Raw genomic sequence first — 14,747 nt, 5'->3', positions numbered from 1 at the left:
TCTGGAACACGCATGATCCGCCGCAGAGGCTCCGGCCCGCGAAACGGCAGCGGCCCACGATTCCGGTGCGCACACGCAGGTCAGACCACTTTCACCAGGTGATCGTGGATCGCGGGGGGTCGAGTCCTGCCGGGCCCACCCGTCCGGGGGCAAGAGTGGCCCGTGCTAGGGCTTCTTCGCCCTCGTGCACCGCCGGCGAACACCCAACGTTGCACTACCTGCTGGCGCCGGGCACTGGTCGTCCGGCGCCTTGCGATGGCAGTCTGACGCGGTGGCCCACATGAAGCGGTACGGCGTCGTGATCGTGGTGGTGGTCGTCGCGGTGGCGGCGGCGGCAGGTCTCGCCCGCGGCATCTGGCAGAGCGGTCCGCGCTGGGCGTGGAAGCTCGCGGACCTGGACCGGAACGAGCTGCACCTCGGCGGGGTCGAGGACGTCGAGGACGGTGAGGTCGTCAGGGTCGACGACGACGTGGTGGTGGTGCGGTACACGCGACCGGAGCTCGACTTCTTCGGCGTCGACACCGGGAACGTGGGGCAGGAGGTGTGCTACCGGTTCTCCCTGGACGACCCGGACGCCTTCCGCCGGGTGACCTGTCCCTGAGCGCCCCGGGCGGCGTGTCGGCGCCCGCCCCTAGCATCTGCCGCACCAGCAGCGACGACGTGACGGTGAGGTAGAGGTGCTCGAGAAGGTCAAGGGTCTGTTCCGGCGGGACGAGGAGCAGGCGGGAGGTGGCCGTCCGAGCGCTCGGCTCGTCGACGCGCTGAAGGTGCTCGCCGTCGAGTCGCCGGGTCTCGCGGACCGCGCGGTCGCGTACGTGCACCGGGGCGAGGGCCCCGAGGTGCTGCTGGAGCTCGAGGCGCTGCGAGGCGGTGACGTCGAGGTGCTGCTGGGGCGGCCAGGCCAGTCGGGGATCTATTCGTGGACGACGCCCGCGCAGGACGAGCGGCTCAAGGCCGCGGTGCCGGGCTGGACGTCGGCGAAGGCCGTCACGGCCCGGTCCAACCTCTACACGCTGACCGACTCCGTGACGATCCCCGAGCTCGTTCGCCTCGGCCGGGTGCTCAGCGCCGTGTCGTCGGAGGTCGACCGCGAGCGCCCCACCGACCCGCGCTGGCTCACGGTGCTGGTCAACGACATGTCGCGGCGCGCGAACGACCGCCGCAAGGGCAAGAACGGCAAGCAGGCGCCCGACCGCTGGACGCCGGACCTGCTGGTGGCGCTCGCGGTCGAGGGCGGCGTGCCGGAGGCCGAGGCGACGGCGGTCGTGCTGCGTGAGCTCTTCGAGCGCCCGACGTCGTCGGGCTGGGCCTCGCGGCACCTCGGCCCGGCGCTGCTCGGCTCCCCGGCGCGCGACTTCGTGGTCGCGCACGTCGACGTGGCGACGCAGGCGGTGCCGGGCGTGAGCGCCGCGGGCCGGACGGAGCTGGTCGAGCTCGTGGCGTCCGACCCGGCGGCGACGGACGCGCTCGCCCCGCTCCTGGCTCGGCTCGCGGCGGACACGAGCAAGGGCGTCCGCGAGGCGGCGGTGGCCGCCGTCGCGCAGCTCCCCGGCGAACGTCAGCAGGAGATCCTCTCCCCGCTCCTCACGGCACTCGCGCCGTCCCGGCTCGGGACGGTCGTGACGCGCCTCGCGCAGGTCGACGGCGGGCTGGCCGACCTCGAGCAGGCCGCCGAGCAGTCGACCGGGGCGCGCGCGACGCTCCTGCGCGACACTGTCGAGCGCGCCCGCGTGCTCGACGCCGCGCGGGACGACGAGTCCGAGATCGACGTTCCGCCGTTCGAGCCACTGCCGGAGACGGTGCTCGGCGACGAGTTCGTGCAGGCCGCGCGGGCCGCCATCGACACCGCCCTCGAGCGCGCCCGCGCCGAGCAGGCGGCGCGCCCCGGCAAGGGCAAGGGCGACGACGACGGGTGGCCGCGGTGGCGTCGCCAGGCCGTCGAGCAGGACCTCAAGGAGCTGCCCGGCATCTCCGACGAGGACCTCCGGGTCTTCGCGGCGTTCCTGTCCGGGACGAGCACGCGTCGCCCGGGCGGTGTCGCGATGCGCCGGCTGTCCGCCCCGGGCGTTTTCTCGCGCCTGCCCGGCATCACCCTCCTGCACCGGCTGCGCCTGCAGGCCAACGAGGCGCGCGGGCAGAGCGCCCGGTTCGGCTGGTACCGCCTGAACGACGGCGACCTGCTCGACGTCGACCTGCGCGTCCTCGACGAGGCGCTGCGGCGCATCGGTCGCGACGACGCCGAGGCGCTGATCGACGAGCTGTACTTCTCCACGTGGTGGGCCATGGACACGGTGACCCCCGAGAACGCGTGGCCGTACTACGCAGGCCGGTTCGACCGGCTCGCCGCGGCGCTCGACGACCGCGAGCGCACCTACGGCACGACGAAGCCTGCCCGGGCGCTCGCCGTGCTCGCGCAGCTCCCGCACGTCCCGCGCACGTTCCTGCCGCGCCTCACCGAGCTCGCGCTCGGCGAGGGCCGCACGTACCGGGCGACGGCGCAGGAGGCGCTGAGCACGCACCCCGGCGTGCGGGGCCTGGCTGAGCAGGGGCTCGGGAACGGCCGGTCCGAGGTGCGCCGCACCGCCGCGGAGTGGCTGGCCCGGCTCGGCGACGCCGCCGCGGTGCCCGCCCTGCGGGCCGCGCTCGCGAAGGAGCGCAGCGAGGTCGTCCGGGCGGCGATCCTCACGTCGCTCGAGGGCCTGGGGGAGGACATCTCGGTCGACCTCGCGCCGGAGGTGCTGCTCGCGGAGGCGACCAAGGGACTGCGCGGCAAGACGCCGGTGAGCATGTCCTGGTTCGACCTGGGCACCCTGCCGGACGCGCGCTGGGCGGCGGACGGCACGCCGGTGGACCCGACGATCCTGCGCTGGTGGGTCGTGCTCGCGGTCAAGCTCAAGGACCCGAGCGGCGCGGGGCTGCTCGAGCGATACCTGTCCCTCCTGCAGGAGGGGGACCGCGCACGCCTCGGCAGCCACGTGCTGGCCGCGTGGGTCGCGCAGGACACGCGCAACCCGTCGGCGCAGGAGAGCGACGCGCACGCGACGGCGGGCGCGCAACAGCGGTACGACCAGTACCAGGCGTGGGCCAAGCGTTCGCCCGAGTACTACTCGGTCGAGGCGTCCAAGTCGGTCGAGGACCACCATCGCGACCTGTACCGGGAGCACCAGGCGACGTACCTCGGCTCGGCGGTCAAGGACAAGGGGATGCTCGCGCTCACGGTCGCGATGCCGGGCGGCGAGCTCGCCGCGACGTTCCAGCGCTACGCCAAGGCGCACATCGGGCGCCGGGCGCAGACCGAGGCGCTGGTCCAGGCGCTCGCCGCGAACGGTCAGCCGGCCGCGATCCAGGAGCTGCTCGCGGTCTCGCGCCGCTTCCGGCAAGCGACCGTGCAGGAGACGGCGCAGCGGCTCGCCGCCGAGCTCGCGGACCGGCGCGGCTGGACGGCGGACCAGCTCGCGGACCGGACGGTCCAGACGGCGGGCTTCGAGGACGACGGCCTGCTCCACCTCGACCTCGGGTCGCGCGAGTACCTCGGGCGCATCACGCCCGCGTTCACCCTCGAGCTCACGAGCGACGCCGGGAAGGTCGTCAAGGCGCTCCCGGCCGCGCGGGCGCAGGACGACCCGGAGCTCGTCTCGGCCGCGAAGAAGCAGCTCACCGCGAGCCGCAAGGAGCTCAAGGCGGTCGTCGCGCTCCAGACCCAGCGGCTCTACGAGGCGATGTGCGTGGGCCGCACGTGGACGGCGCAGGAGTGGCAGGAGTACCTCCTCGGCCACCCGGTGATGTCCCGGCTCGTCGAGCGGCTCGTGTGGGTCGAGAACCCCGGCACGGACGGGGCGCGCCCGTTCCGTCCCGACGGCGGCGCGCTCCTCGACGCGGACGACGAGGACGTCGTGCTCGGCGAGGGGTCGACGGTCGGGCTCGCGCACGCTGTGCTGCTCGGCCCGGACGTCACGGCCGCGTGGTCGGCGCACCTGGCGGACTACGAGGTCACGCCGCTCTTCGCGCAGCTCGACGTCGCGACGCCCGACGTCCCCGCCGGCGCGACGGCGATCGACGACCACAGGGGCTGGTTCTCCGACAGCTTCTCCATCCGCGGGCGCGCGACCAAGCGCGGCTACACGCGCTCGCAGGCCGAGGACGCCGGGTGGTTCAGCGCGTACACCAAGTCGTTCGCGAGCGCGGGGGTCGTGGTGCAGATCGAGTTCACGGGGTCGTTCGTCCCGGAGGAGAACATCGCGGCTGCGGTGACGGCGCTGACGTTCGAGCGGACGGCCCGCGGCTCCGGGCGGGGGACCGCACGGATCGCGGACCTGCCGCCCGTCCTCGTCGCGGAGGCGTACCGCGACTACGTGGCGGTGGCCGAGGCGGGGGCGTTCGACCCCGACTGGGAGCGGAAGAGCCAGTGGTGACCCGGTGGACGCTCCCGTGAGCGGCGGCGCCGACCCGTGATCGTCGTCGCGACGCTCGCCTGGCTGCTCGTGGCCGTGCTCGCGCGCCGGTCGCCCGCAGTCCGGTCTGCCGTGAGCACGGCGACGTCGACGCTGCTCGCCCTCGCGGGCGTCGCGGCGGTCGTCGTCGTGGTGGCCGTCGCCGCGGACGACGGCGGGACGCGGGCGCTCGCCGCGCTCGCGAGCGTGCCCGTCGCGGCCGGCGTGGTCGCCGCCGGGACGTGGTGCGCGCGAGCGGTGGTCCGCCCGTGGACGGTGCGGCGGCGCGGGCGCGCGGCGGGCCGGGTCCCGTGGCAGGACCGCGTGCTCGCCGCCGCGGCGCGCACCGGGCCACGCGTGCGGGGCGTGCGCGTCGCCGACGTCGCCGCCCGCTCGGCGTTCCGCGTCGCCGGGGTCCGCGTCACGGGCCTCGCCGCCGAGATGTCGTACTACGGCCTCATCTCTCTCATCCCGCTGACGACCGCGATCGGGTCGAGCCTCGGCTTCCTGCGCCCGCTCCTCGGCGACGACACCGTCGACTCGATCCGCTCGTCGATCGTCGGCGGGCTCACCACGGTGTTCGCCGAGCACGTGTCGACCTCGGTCGTCGCGCCGCTCGTCGACAGCCTCCTCGACGAGCAGCGCACCGGGTTCGCCGTCGGGTCGTTCCTCGTCGCGCTCTGGCTCGCGAGCCGCGTCTTCCGCGCTGCGGTCCGCGCCCTGGACGACGCGTACGGCGTCGAGCGGCGCCGCGGGGTCGTGGCGCAGTACGTCCTGGGGGTCGCGCTCGCCCTCGGCGCGATCGTCACAGCGGTGTCCGTCGTGGCGCTCGTCGTGGTCGGCCCGCTCCTGGGGGACGGGACCGACCTGGCCGAGCGGCTCGGTCTCGACGCCGCCTTCCGGCAGACGTGGGACGTGCTGCGCTGGCCGACGGTGGTGCTCGTCTGCGGCGCGTACCTCACGCTGCTCTACCGGTACGCACCGAACGTCGACACGTCGTGGCGGCGATGCCTGCCGGGCGCGGCCGTCGGTACCGGCGGCGTCCTCCTCGTGTCCTGGGGGTTCGGGCTCTACGTCCGGCTCGCGGGACCGGCGGCACCGGGCGCGGAGGCCGCGACGACGGCGGTCGTCCAGGCAGCCGGGCAGATGCTCGGCCTCGTCCTCGCTGGGGTCCTCTGGGGCTGGCTCACGAGCATCGTCGTGCTCGTGGGCGGTGTCGTGAACGCGGAGGCCGACCCGCACCGCGTGGTCCCGGCGGGTCGGGCCTCGGGCGGGTCGTGGGCCGGCGGGCAGGGCGCCACGACGACCGCCGCGCCCGCCGGACCCGTCGACGACCGTCCCCGGCGCACGGGCGCCGGCCGTGTGGGACGCGGCTCCTACGCTGACCTGCAGGACCACGGGCACGGTGCCCGCGACCGGACCGAGGAGGAGCCCGGGTGACGAGCACGACGACCGGTGACGAGCAGGCGCCCCCGGCGCTCGCGGAGCTGCGACCGCCGGCAGAGGTCCGGTACGCCGACGAGCTCGCGGCGCTCGCCGCGGCGGACGCGCGGCGCGGTGCCGACGTCCCGCCCGGATGGCGCCTGAGCCCGCGTGCCGTGCGTGCGTTCGTCGTGGGCGACGCCGAGCTCGGCGTGAGCCGCAAGTTCTTCGGCGACGACCCGCTCGTGGACCGTGCGGTCGTGTCGCTGCTGGGCCGCCAGGGGCTCATGCTCGTCGGCGAGCCCGGCACCGCCAAGTCTCTGCTGTCCGAGCTGCTCGCGGCGGCCGCGAGCGGCACGTCGACCCTCACGGTGCAGGGCACCGCGGGCACGAGCGAGGACCACGTGCGGTACTCGTGGAACTACGCGCTCCTCATCGCGGAGGGGCCGAGCGAGCGCTCGATCGTGCCGTCGCCCGTCTACCGCGCGATGGAGAGCGGGCGCGTCGCGCGGTTCGAGGAGATCACGCGCTGCGCCCCGGAGATCCAGGACACGCTCGTCTCCGTGCTGTCCGAGAAGCAGCTCATGGTCCCCGAGCTCGGCGCCGACGCCCGCGTCGCGGCGCGGCCCGGGTTCAACGTCCTCGCGACGGCGAACCTGCGCGACCGCGGCGTCCACGAGATGTCGGCGGCGCTCAAGCGCCGCTTCAACTTCGAGACCGTCGCGCCCATCCGGGACCGCGCGTTCGAGATGGAGCTCGTCGAGAGCCGACTGACGGCCGAGCTCGGCCCGGCCCCGGAGCGTCCGCGGCTCGACCGCGACGTGCTCGAGGTGCTCGTCACGGTCTTCCAAGACCTGCGCACGGGCACGACGGCGAGCGGCGCCCCGGTCAAGCGGCCCGAGACGGTGATGTCGACCGCCGAGGCCGTGAACGTCGCGGTCGCGGCGTCGCTCGAGGCCCGGTACCTCGGCGACGGCACGGTGACCGCGGGCCAGGTCGCGCGCCAGGTGGGCGGCGTCGCGCTCAAGGGCGACGAGGAGGACGCGCGCCGCCTGCGGCACTACGTGGACAACGTGGTGCGCGAGCGCGCGCGCTCGGACGCGCGGTGGAAGGACTTCCTCACCGCGGCGGGCGACCTGTGGCGGTAGGCCTGCGCGCGGCGTGGGACGCCGCGCCGCCCCGGCTGCGGCAGGCGGCGCAGGACCTGGTGACCCTGCGCGAGCGCGACGGCGTGCACCTGTTCGGCGTGCGCCACCACAGCCCGGCGTGCGCGGTCGCCGTCGCCGCGCTGATCGAGGAGGTCCGGCCCGCGGTCGTGCTCGTCGAGGGGCCGGAGGAGTACACGCGGCTCCTGCCCGCGCTGCTCGACGAGCGGACGGTCCCGCCGGTCGCCGTCCTCAGCCTCGCCGGCGATCCCGCGGACGCGGCGGGAGGCGGCACGCGCGGCGCGGGGTTCTACCCGCTCGCGCGGTACTCGCCCGAGTGGGTCGCGCTCCGAGCCGGGCACGCCCTCGACGCGCGGCTCGCGTTCGTCGACTCCCCGTGGGGCTCGCGGCAGGCGGAGGACGGCGACGAGGGCCCGGCCGCCCGCACCGTCCTCGCGGAGCGGCACCTCGCGCACTCGCGCACCGTCGCGCGGCTCGCCGAGCGACTCGGGTGCCGCGACCACGACGAGCTCTGGGACCACCTGTTCGAGGCGCGCGACACCGCGCGCCTGCGCGACTGGCGCGAGCTCGCCGACGACGTGTTCGCCTGGGCGGCCCTCGCCCGCCTCGACTACGAGGTCGAGGCGCTCGTGGCCGACGGGTCGCTCGACCGGGAGGCGCGGATGTCGGCGCGCGTCGCCGAGCACGCGGCGCGTGCGGACGGACCGGTCGTCGTCGTGACGGGTGCGTTCCACACGCTCGCCCTCGTCGAGGCGCTGACGGGGAGCGCGCACGGCGAGGCCGTCGTCGCGCGCCGCCCGGCGGGCGGGTACGGCGACCTGGCCGACGCGCCCGCGTGGCTCGTGCGGTACGACGACGAACGGCTCGACGCGCTGCGCGGGTACGGCGCCGGCATGCCGACGCCCGGGTACTACGACCGGCTCTGGGCCGCGCACCACGACGCGGGCGGTCCTGCGGGCGCGGCGAACGGCGTCCTCGTCGACGTCGGGCGCGGAGCGAGCGAGCGAGGCGCGCTCGTGAGCGTGGCGCAGTCCCAGGCCGCGGTCGAGCACGCGCACCGGCTCGCGGCCCTGCGCGAGCGGCCGTGGCCCTGCCGCACCGACCTGCTCGACGCGATCACGTCCTGCTACGTCAAGGACCCCGACGACCTCGACGCGGCGGGCGACCGGCCGCTCGGGCTCGCGGTCGCGGAGGTGTTCGCCGGGCGCGCGCTCGGCGACGTGCCGCCCGGGGGTGCGTCGCCGCCCCTCGTGGAGGAGGCACGCGCACGCGCGCGGGCGCTGCGCCTCGACGTGTCCGACTCCGTGCCGCGCACCGTCCGGCTCGACGCGCGCCGTCGTGCCACGCACCGCGACCGGCGCCGGTTCCTCGCGCTGTGCGCGTTCCTCGAGCTCGGGTTCGCGCGCCGGGTCTCCGGCCCCGACCACGTCGCCGGACGAGGGCTCGGCCTCGTGCTCGAGGAGTGGGAGTACGCGTGGACGCCCCTCGTCGAGGCGCGGCTCGTCGAGCTCTCGCACCGCGGGGCGACGCTCGACGCCGTCGCCGTCGCGCTGCTCGACGACGCGCACGAGCGGGCACGCGAGGAGCGGTCGAGCGACGCGGTGGCGCGACTCGTCGCGCAGTGCGTCGTGGTGGGTCTGCCCGACCGGCTGCCCCCGCTGGTCGCGCTCGTGCGTGCGACGCTCGACGTCGACCCGTCGCTCGCCTCGGTGGTCGCGGGTATGCGCCGCCTCGTCGGGCTGTGGCGCGCGCGCATCGAGCTCGAGCTCGGTGAGCACGCCGAGGCGCTGCTCGACCTCGCGGAGCAGGGGCTCGCCACGGCCGCCTACCTCGTCCCGGACCTCGCCTCCGCGGACGAGGCGACGCAGGACGACGCGCTGGCGAGCCTCGTCGCGCTGCGCTCCCTGGTCCGGGACCTCCGCGCCGCCGGCCGCGACGGCACCGGCTCGGCCGCGGGGTCCGTCGCCCGGGCGCTCATGCACGTGCGGGAGGACGACGACGCGTCTCCGGCGGTGCGCGGCGCGCTCACGGCGTTCGCCGCCGTCGACGACGAGCTGGACGACGAACCCGGCGGCGACGGCCTCGTCACGCGCGTCCGGGCGCAGCTCGCGCCCGGCGCCGACCCGGTGGCGGCGACGGCCTTCCTCGGCGGCGTGATGCGCGCCGCCCCCGACCTCCTGCTCCACACCCCGGAGATGTTCGACGCGGTCGACGAAGGGCTGCGCGGCCTGGACGAGGACGCGTTCCGGGCGGTGCTGCCGGACCTGCGCCGGGCGTTCACCTGGCTGCGGCCCACCGAGACGCACCGGCTCGCGGAGCGCGTCGCGGCGCGGACCGGGACGAGCGCCGCCGCGCTGGACCGGCACGTCGACGTGACGGAGGACGACCTGCGCGCGGGCCTGCTCGTCGAGCGCGAGCTCGTCGCGGTCCTGGAGCGCGACGGCCTCGGCGCGTGGGTCGCCGGGGGTGCGCGGTGACGGCCGCGGGTCCGGGCACGGCGGACGTGCCGGGGGCGACGTCGACCGGGACCTCGCCGGACGGCCCCGGTCCCGTGGCGGGAGGGCGCGCCGAGGGCCGCGCGGACGACCACGAGGCCGCGCGCCGGTGGCGGCTCGTGCTGGGCCGGTACGCGGGCGACGCATTGTCCGTCCCGGCGGCGGACCAGGGCCTCGACCGGACGCTCGGCCACCTGTACGACCGCGAGTACACGGCCCGCGGGCACCGGCACGGCAGCGGTGACGGACCCGGTGACAGGCGAGGCGACGGACGGGGCGCGGGCGGGCGCGGGGGCTCCGTCGTCGCGGGGCTGGACTGGCTCGAGTCCGCGCGCGAGCTGTTCCCGCGCGAGACGTTCGAGCGCATGCAGGTCGAGGCCGTGGGCCGGTACGGGATGACGGAGCTGCTCGCCGACCCGCGCGCCGTCGACGCGGTGGAGCCCAGCACGGAGCTCGCGTCCGCGCTGCTGCGCGCCCGGGGCCGGCTCGGGGCCGGGGTGCAGGACGGTCTGAAGCGGCTCGTCGCGCGCGTGGTGGAGGACGTCGTGCAGCGCCTGCGGCCGCGCTTCGAGACCGCGGTGGACGGACGGCGCGACCGGTCGCGCCGCTCGTTCGTGCGCTCCAGCCGCACGTTCGACGCGGCCGCGACCGTGCGCGCGAACCTCGGGCGCTGGGACCCGGAGCGGCGGCGCCTGCTCGTCACGGACCTGCGCTTCTCGGCGCGGCGCCGTCGCGCACTGTCGTACGACGTGGTGCTGCTCGTCGACCAGTCCGGATCGATGGCCGCGTCGGTGCTGTACAGCGCGGTGAGCGCGGGCATCCTCGCGGGCCTGCCCGGCGTCACGGTGCGGCTCGTGCTGTTCGACACGTCCGTCGTCGACATGTCGCACCTCGCGCACGACCCGGTGACGGTGCTCCTCACGGCGCAGCTCGGCGGCGGCACGGACATCGCGCGCGCGGTGCGCTACGCGGAGCAGCACGTGCGCGACCCGCGCCGGACCGTCGTGGCGCTCGTGAGCGACTTCGAGGAGGGCGGCTCCGTGTCACAGCTCGTGGCGAGCGTCGGGCGGCTGCACGCGTCCGGCGTGCGGCTGCTCGGCCTGGCCGCGCTCGACGGCCAGGCGAACCCCGCGTACGACCGCGGTGTCGCCCGGCGGCTCGCGGAGCAGGGCATGGAGATCGCGGCGCTCACCCCGGAGCGGTTCGCCGAGTGGCTGGGCGAGGTGCTCCCGTGAGCGGCACCACCGGTCCCGTCCCGTGGGCGACGGTGTACGCCGGGTACGACGACGCCGCGCTCGCGACCCTCGCCAGCACGGGCCTGGTGCGCCGCGCCCGCAAGGACGTCGCCGCGGGCAAGGTGGAGGTGATCGAGCTGCGCGCGGACGGGGCCGCGCTGTCGGTCGCGGGCGCGCGCGTCGAGCTCGACGCGCGCGGTCCCGCGGGCGCGCGGTGCGCGTGCCCGACGCCGGGTGCGTGCCAGCACGTCGTGGCCGCGTGCCTGTGGGCGCGCGACGCAGCCGCCGAGCCGGTGGCCGACGCGGCGGCCGAGCACCTGGAGCCGGTCACCGCGGCCCGTGACGACGCGGCGGTGGCGCGACCGACCGCCGACGCTCCCTCCGACGCTGACGCCGACGCCGACGCCGACTCCTACGCCGGTACCGAACCCGGGGCCGTCCGCGCGCGTCTCGGTCGAGCCGACGCCGGTTCGGCGGGTCCGACGGCGCAGCGCGCCGGGGCGGGCGCGCCACCGCAGCCAGACGCTGGTCCTCGTGCCGCGTCGGGGGCCGACCCGCTGGGCGAGGTCCTCGCGCTCGACCCGCGGGCGGTGCACCGCGCGGCCGGGGCCGCCGTCGTGCGCGCGGTCGCCCAGGAGCTGCGGGAACGGGCGGACACGCCGATGCCCGGCGGCTCCACGGACGTGACGGTGGACGGTCCCCGCGTGGTGATCGCCTGGCCCGGCGCGCCGCGCGTCACCTACGTCGCGGGCGCCGGGTTCGCGGGGATGCTCGTGGAGCGCGAACGCCCCGGCCAGGCGTCCTCGGCGGCCCGGCCGGACGACCGTCGGTGGCGGCTCGAGGCGCTCGCCCGCGCCTGGCGCGCGCACGGCCGTGCCTGGCCGTGGCCCGAGGAGACAGCCACCGCCACACCGCGCTCCGCGGGGGTCCCCGATGCGCGCGCGGTCGCGGACGAGGTCGCGCGCGCCGTCGAGCGGGTGCTCGACGTCGGGCTCTCGCACCTCGGCCGCGACGACCTGGAGGAGCTGCGCGGCGCCGGTGTGCTCGCGCGGCTCGGGCGCCGGCCCGCGGTGCAGCGGCTCGTCACGTCCGCGGTCGGGCGGCTCGAGGCGCTCGCGGACCGCCGGGACGCCGTCGACGAGGAGGAATGCCTGCTCGCCCTGGCCGAGCTCTGGGCGTTCGTGCGGGCCGAGCCCGCGCCGGACGCCACGGCTCCGGACGAGCGCGTGACCGACCTGCCGCACCTCCTCCCGCTCGGCGCGCGCTGGTGGGTCGCCCCCTCGGGGGCGCGCGGGGTGACCGTCCACCTGTGGGACGCCGTCGAGGGCAGGACGCGGGCGGTCACCACCGGTCGGCCGCCCGGTGCCGACCCCACGTTCCGCCGCTCCTGGGACCTCCCGCTCGTGTGGGGACGCTCGGTGGAGTCGCTGTGCCGCGGCCCGTTCGCCCTGCGCGGCGCGACCGAGCGCGCGGGGACGCTGCGCGCGGGCGAGGAGCCTGTCGTCGAGCCGCTCGGGCCGCTGACTGCCGACGCGCTGCGGGACGTCGCGGAGCGGACGGTGTCGCTCGACGCGCGGACCGAGGTCGGGTTCGGGCGGAGACCGGTCGTGGTGCGTGTCGTCATGGTCCGGGACGCGGGCCGTATCGGCGTCGACGAGGTCGCGCAGGAGCTCACGTGGCACCTCGTGGCCGCCGACGGCGCCCCGACCGTCGTGCGCGTCGACGCCGCGGACGAGCCGGCCTGCGACACCCTCCTCGGGGTCGCGGCGGGGAACCGTCGCCTCGTCGCCGTCGCGGTCGAGCACGACCTCGACTCCGGCGGGGTCGAGGCGGTCGGCCTGTTCGTCGAGCGTCCCGGCGGCGGGCTCGGGCTCGTCGTGCCGACGCTGACGCCCGCCTACGACCACCGCGCCTGGTCGAGCACGTGGACCCGGCTGCGCGCACGCGTCCGGGCGCTGCGCGGGCGCGCCACGACCCAGGTGCACGAGGTCACGGCACCGGCCCCCGTCGAGGACGTCTGCGCCACCGTGCTCGACGCCGCCGTGGCGCTCGCCGCGACCGGCCGTCGGCACCTGAGCCCCCAGCAGGAGGCCGCGCTCGCGCGCGCGGCGCGCACCGCGGACGACGTGGGGGCGCCGACGCTGTCCGGCGCGGTGGCGCTCGTCGCCGGCGAGCCCGACGCCGCGCGGCTCCTGCGCGCGGCGCTCGTCGCGTCGCGCGGTCGCGCCCTCGCGCGCGCCGTGACGGCTCCCGGCGGCACGACCGACCGGGCGGCGCGCGCATGAGCACGTACGCCGTCCACGTCGGGCCGCTCGACCGGGCCAGGGTCGAGCACGTCGTCGACGGCCCGGCGGACCTGGTCCGCGAGACGTGGGACGACACGAACCGGTGGTACCCGCGGCTCCTCGCGGAGGGCCGGCGCGTGGAGCGGTCGCACGACCTGCGCCTGTCGCACGTCGTGCTGCGACGCTCGCAGCTCGCTGCGGGCTCGGCGCTCGCGCGGCGCGAACCGGGTCCGTGGGACGTGCTCGCCGCGGTCTCCGCGGGGCGTGAGCCGACGGCGGAGCCGCGGCCCGTGGGCCTGTTCGAGCTCGGGCCGCAGGACGCGCCGCGCGTCGAGCTCGACCCGGTCGCGGAGCTGCGCGACCAGCTCGCCGCGGTCGGGGGGGCCGACGGCCCGGGCGGACCGGGGCGCCTGCGGATGCTGCTCGCCGCCGAGTCGGCGGGTGCGCTCGTCGCGGCGGAGATGCACCACGCGGGCGTCCCGTGGCGCGCCGACGTGCACGACGCGATCCTCACGGACGCGCTGGGCCCGCGTCCGCGACCGGGCGAGCGGCCCGCCCGCATGGAGGACCTGGTCGCGCGCATCCGCGCCGCCCTCGACGCACCACCGACCCTCAACCCGGACTCGCACCCGGACCTGCTCAAGGCCCTGCAGTACGCGGGCGTCGGCGTGCGGTCGCTGCGCAAGTGGGAGCTCGAGCGCGCCGACCACCCCGTCGTCGAGCCGCTGCTCGAGTACAAGAAGCTCTCGCGGCTCTTCACCGCGAACGGCTGGTCCTGGCTCGCCACGTGGGTCCACGACGGCCGGTTCCGCACCGAGTACGTCGTGGGCGGCGTCGTCACTGGCCGGTGGGCGTCGAGCGGCGGCGGGGCGCTGCAGCTCCCTCAGCAGGTGCGCCGCGCGGTCGTCGCCGACCCGGGCTGGAAGCTCGTGGTCGCGGACGCCGCGCAGCTCGAGCCGCGCGTGCTGGCCGGGCTCGCGCACGACGAGCGCATGGCGGCGGCCGGGCGCGGGGGCGACATGTACGCCGGCATCGTCGCGTCGGGGGCGGTCGCGACGCGCGACCACGCGAAGGTCGGGATGCTCGGGGCGATGTACGGGGGTACGACCGGCGACAGCGCGCTCGTCCTGCCGCGCCTCGCGAAGGCGTTCCCCGACGCGATCGGGCTCGTGGAGCGCGCCGCGCAGGCGGGCGAGCGCGGCGAGGTCGTGTCGACCCTCCTGGGCCGCAGCTCGCCGCGCCCCGGCGAGTCGTGGCAGGCCGCCCAGGAGGGCGCGTACGCGGTCGAGGACGGCGCGGAGGACGTCGGGAGCGGCCGGACGGGCGCGGACGCGCAGGCCCGCGCCCGGTCGTACACCCGGGCGTGGGGCCGCTTCACCCGGAACTTCGTCGTGCAGGGCACGGCCGCCGAGTGGGCGCTGTGCTGGCTCGCCTCGATCCGGCGCCGGCTGTGGGAGCTGCCCCTCGCCGTGACCCCGGGGGCCGCGCCCGCGCCGTTCGCCGACCGGGCGCATCTTGTGTTCTTCCTCCACGACGAGGTCGTCGTGCACGCGCCGGCCGAGCTCGCCGAGGCGGTGGCCGACGAGGTGCGCGCGGCGGCGGCGGAGGCGGGGCGCCTCCTCTTCGGGGAGTTCCCGGTCGACTTCCCGCTCACCGTCGCGGTCGTCGACCACTACGCCGAGGCGAAGTGAGGGACGAGCGGCGGGCCGCGGCG

The 14,747-nt window shown here is 76.8% G+C and carries 8 protein-coding genes; all 8 read left to right on the top strand.

Annotated elements, in window-relative coordinates:
• The first annotated feature begins 271 nt into the window (after window positions 1-271).
• The 8 genes from ACFC2L_RS13145 to ACFC2L_RS13110 all read left to right on the top strand — a co-directional run bounded on the left by ACFC2L_RS13145 (window position 272) and on the right by ACFC2L_RS13110 (window position 14,724).
• Window positions 272-601: a hypothetical protein gene (locus ACFC2L_RS13145; RefSeq protein ID WP_375824754.1), complete on the top strand. Its 330-nt coding sequence runs from the start codon at window positions 272-274 to the stop codon at window positions 599-601.
• A gap of 76 nt (window positions 602-677) precedes the next feature.
• Window positions 678-4,412, top strand: a complete 3,735-nt coding sequence (locus ACFC2L_RS13140) for a DUF4132 domain-containing protein (protein ID WP_375824753.1) — start codon at window positions 678-680, stop codon at window positions 4,410-4,412.
• A 36-nt stretch (window positions 4,413-4,448) separates the two neighbouring features.
• On the top strand, window positions 4,449-5,870 hold the full coding sequence (locus tag ACFC2L_RS13135) for a YihY/virulence factor BrkB family protein (RefSeq protein ID WP_375824752.1): 1,422 nt from the start codon (window positions 4,449-4,451) through the stop codon (window positions 5,868-5,870).
• The gene (locus ACFC2L_RS13130) at window positions 5,867-7,000 is read left to right on the top strand and encodes an AAA family ATPase (RefSeq protein WP_375824751.1); all 1,134 of its coding nucleotides are present in this window, start codon (window positions 5,867-5,869) and stop codon (window positions 6,998-7,000) included. Before ACFC2L_RS13135 ends, ACFC2L_RS13130 begins: the two co-directional genes overlap by 4 nt.
• Complete coding sequence (locus tag ACFC2L_RS13125; RefSeq protein WP_375824750.1) at window positions 6,991-9,495, top strand: DUF5682 family protein; 2,505 nt, start codon at window positions 6,991-6,993, stop codon at window positions 9,493-9,495. The genes ACFC2L_RS13130 and ACFC2L_RS13125 overlap by 10 nt, the downstream gene beginning before the upstream one ends.
• Window positions 9,492-10,748: a VWA domain-containing protein gene (locus ACFC2L_RS13120; RefSeq protein WP_375824749.1), complete on the top strand. Its 1,257-nt coding sequence runs from the start codon at window positions 9,492-9,494 to the stop codon at window positions 10,746-10,748. Before ACFC2L_RS13125 ends, ACFC2L_RS13120 begins: the two co-directional genes overlap by 4 nt.
• Entirely contained in the window at window positions 10,745-13,033 is a 2,289-nt protein-coding gene (locus tag ACFC2L_RS13115) for a hypothetical protein (protein WP_375824748.1), read from the top strand. Before ACFC2L_RS13120 ends, ACFC2L_RS13115 begins: the two co-directional genes overlap by 4 nt.
• Window positions 13,030-14,724 carry a bifunctional 3'-5' exonuclease/DNA polymerase gene (locus ACFC2L_RS13110; RefSeq protein ID WP_375824747.1) on the top strand — a complete coding sequence of 565 codons (1,695 nt, stop codon included), beginning with the start codon at window positions 13,030-13,032 and terminating at the stop codon, window positions 14,722-14,724. Before ACFC2L_RS13115 ends, ACFC2L_RS13110 begins: the two co-directional genes overlap by 4 nt.
• Window positions 14,725-14,747: the final 23 nt, after the last annotated feature.

This window comes from Cellulosimicrobium sp. NPDC055967 (genome assembly GCF_042269845.1).
In the GTDB taxonomy this organism is placed as follows: Bacteria; Actinomycetota; Actinomycetes; order Actinomycetales; family Cellulomonadaceae; genus Cellulosimicrobium.
Note: the sequence above shows the minus strand (reverse complement) of the source record. Positions and strands in the feature narration are given on the sequence as shown.

Bases quoted from the DNA above. Each gene is read 5' to 3' on its own strand.
- ACFC2L_RS13110 (WP_375824747.1), top strand. From the start codon at position 13,030: ATGAGCACGTACGCCGTCCACGTCGGGCCGCTCGACCGGGCCAGGGTC.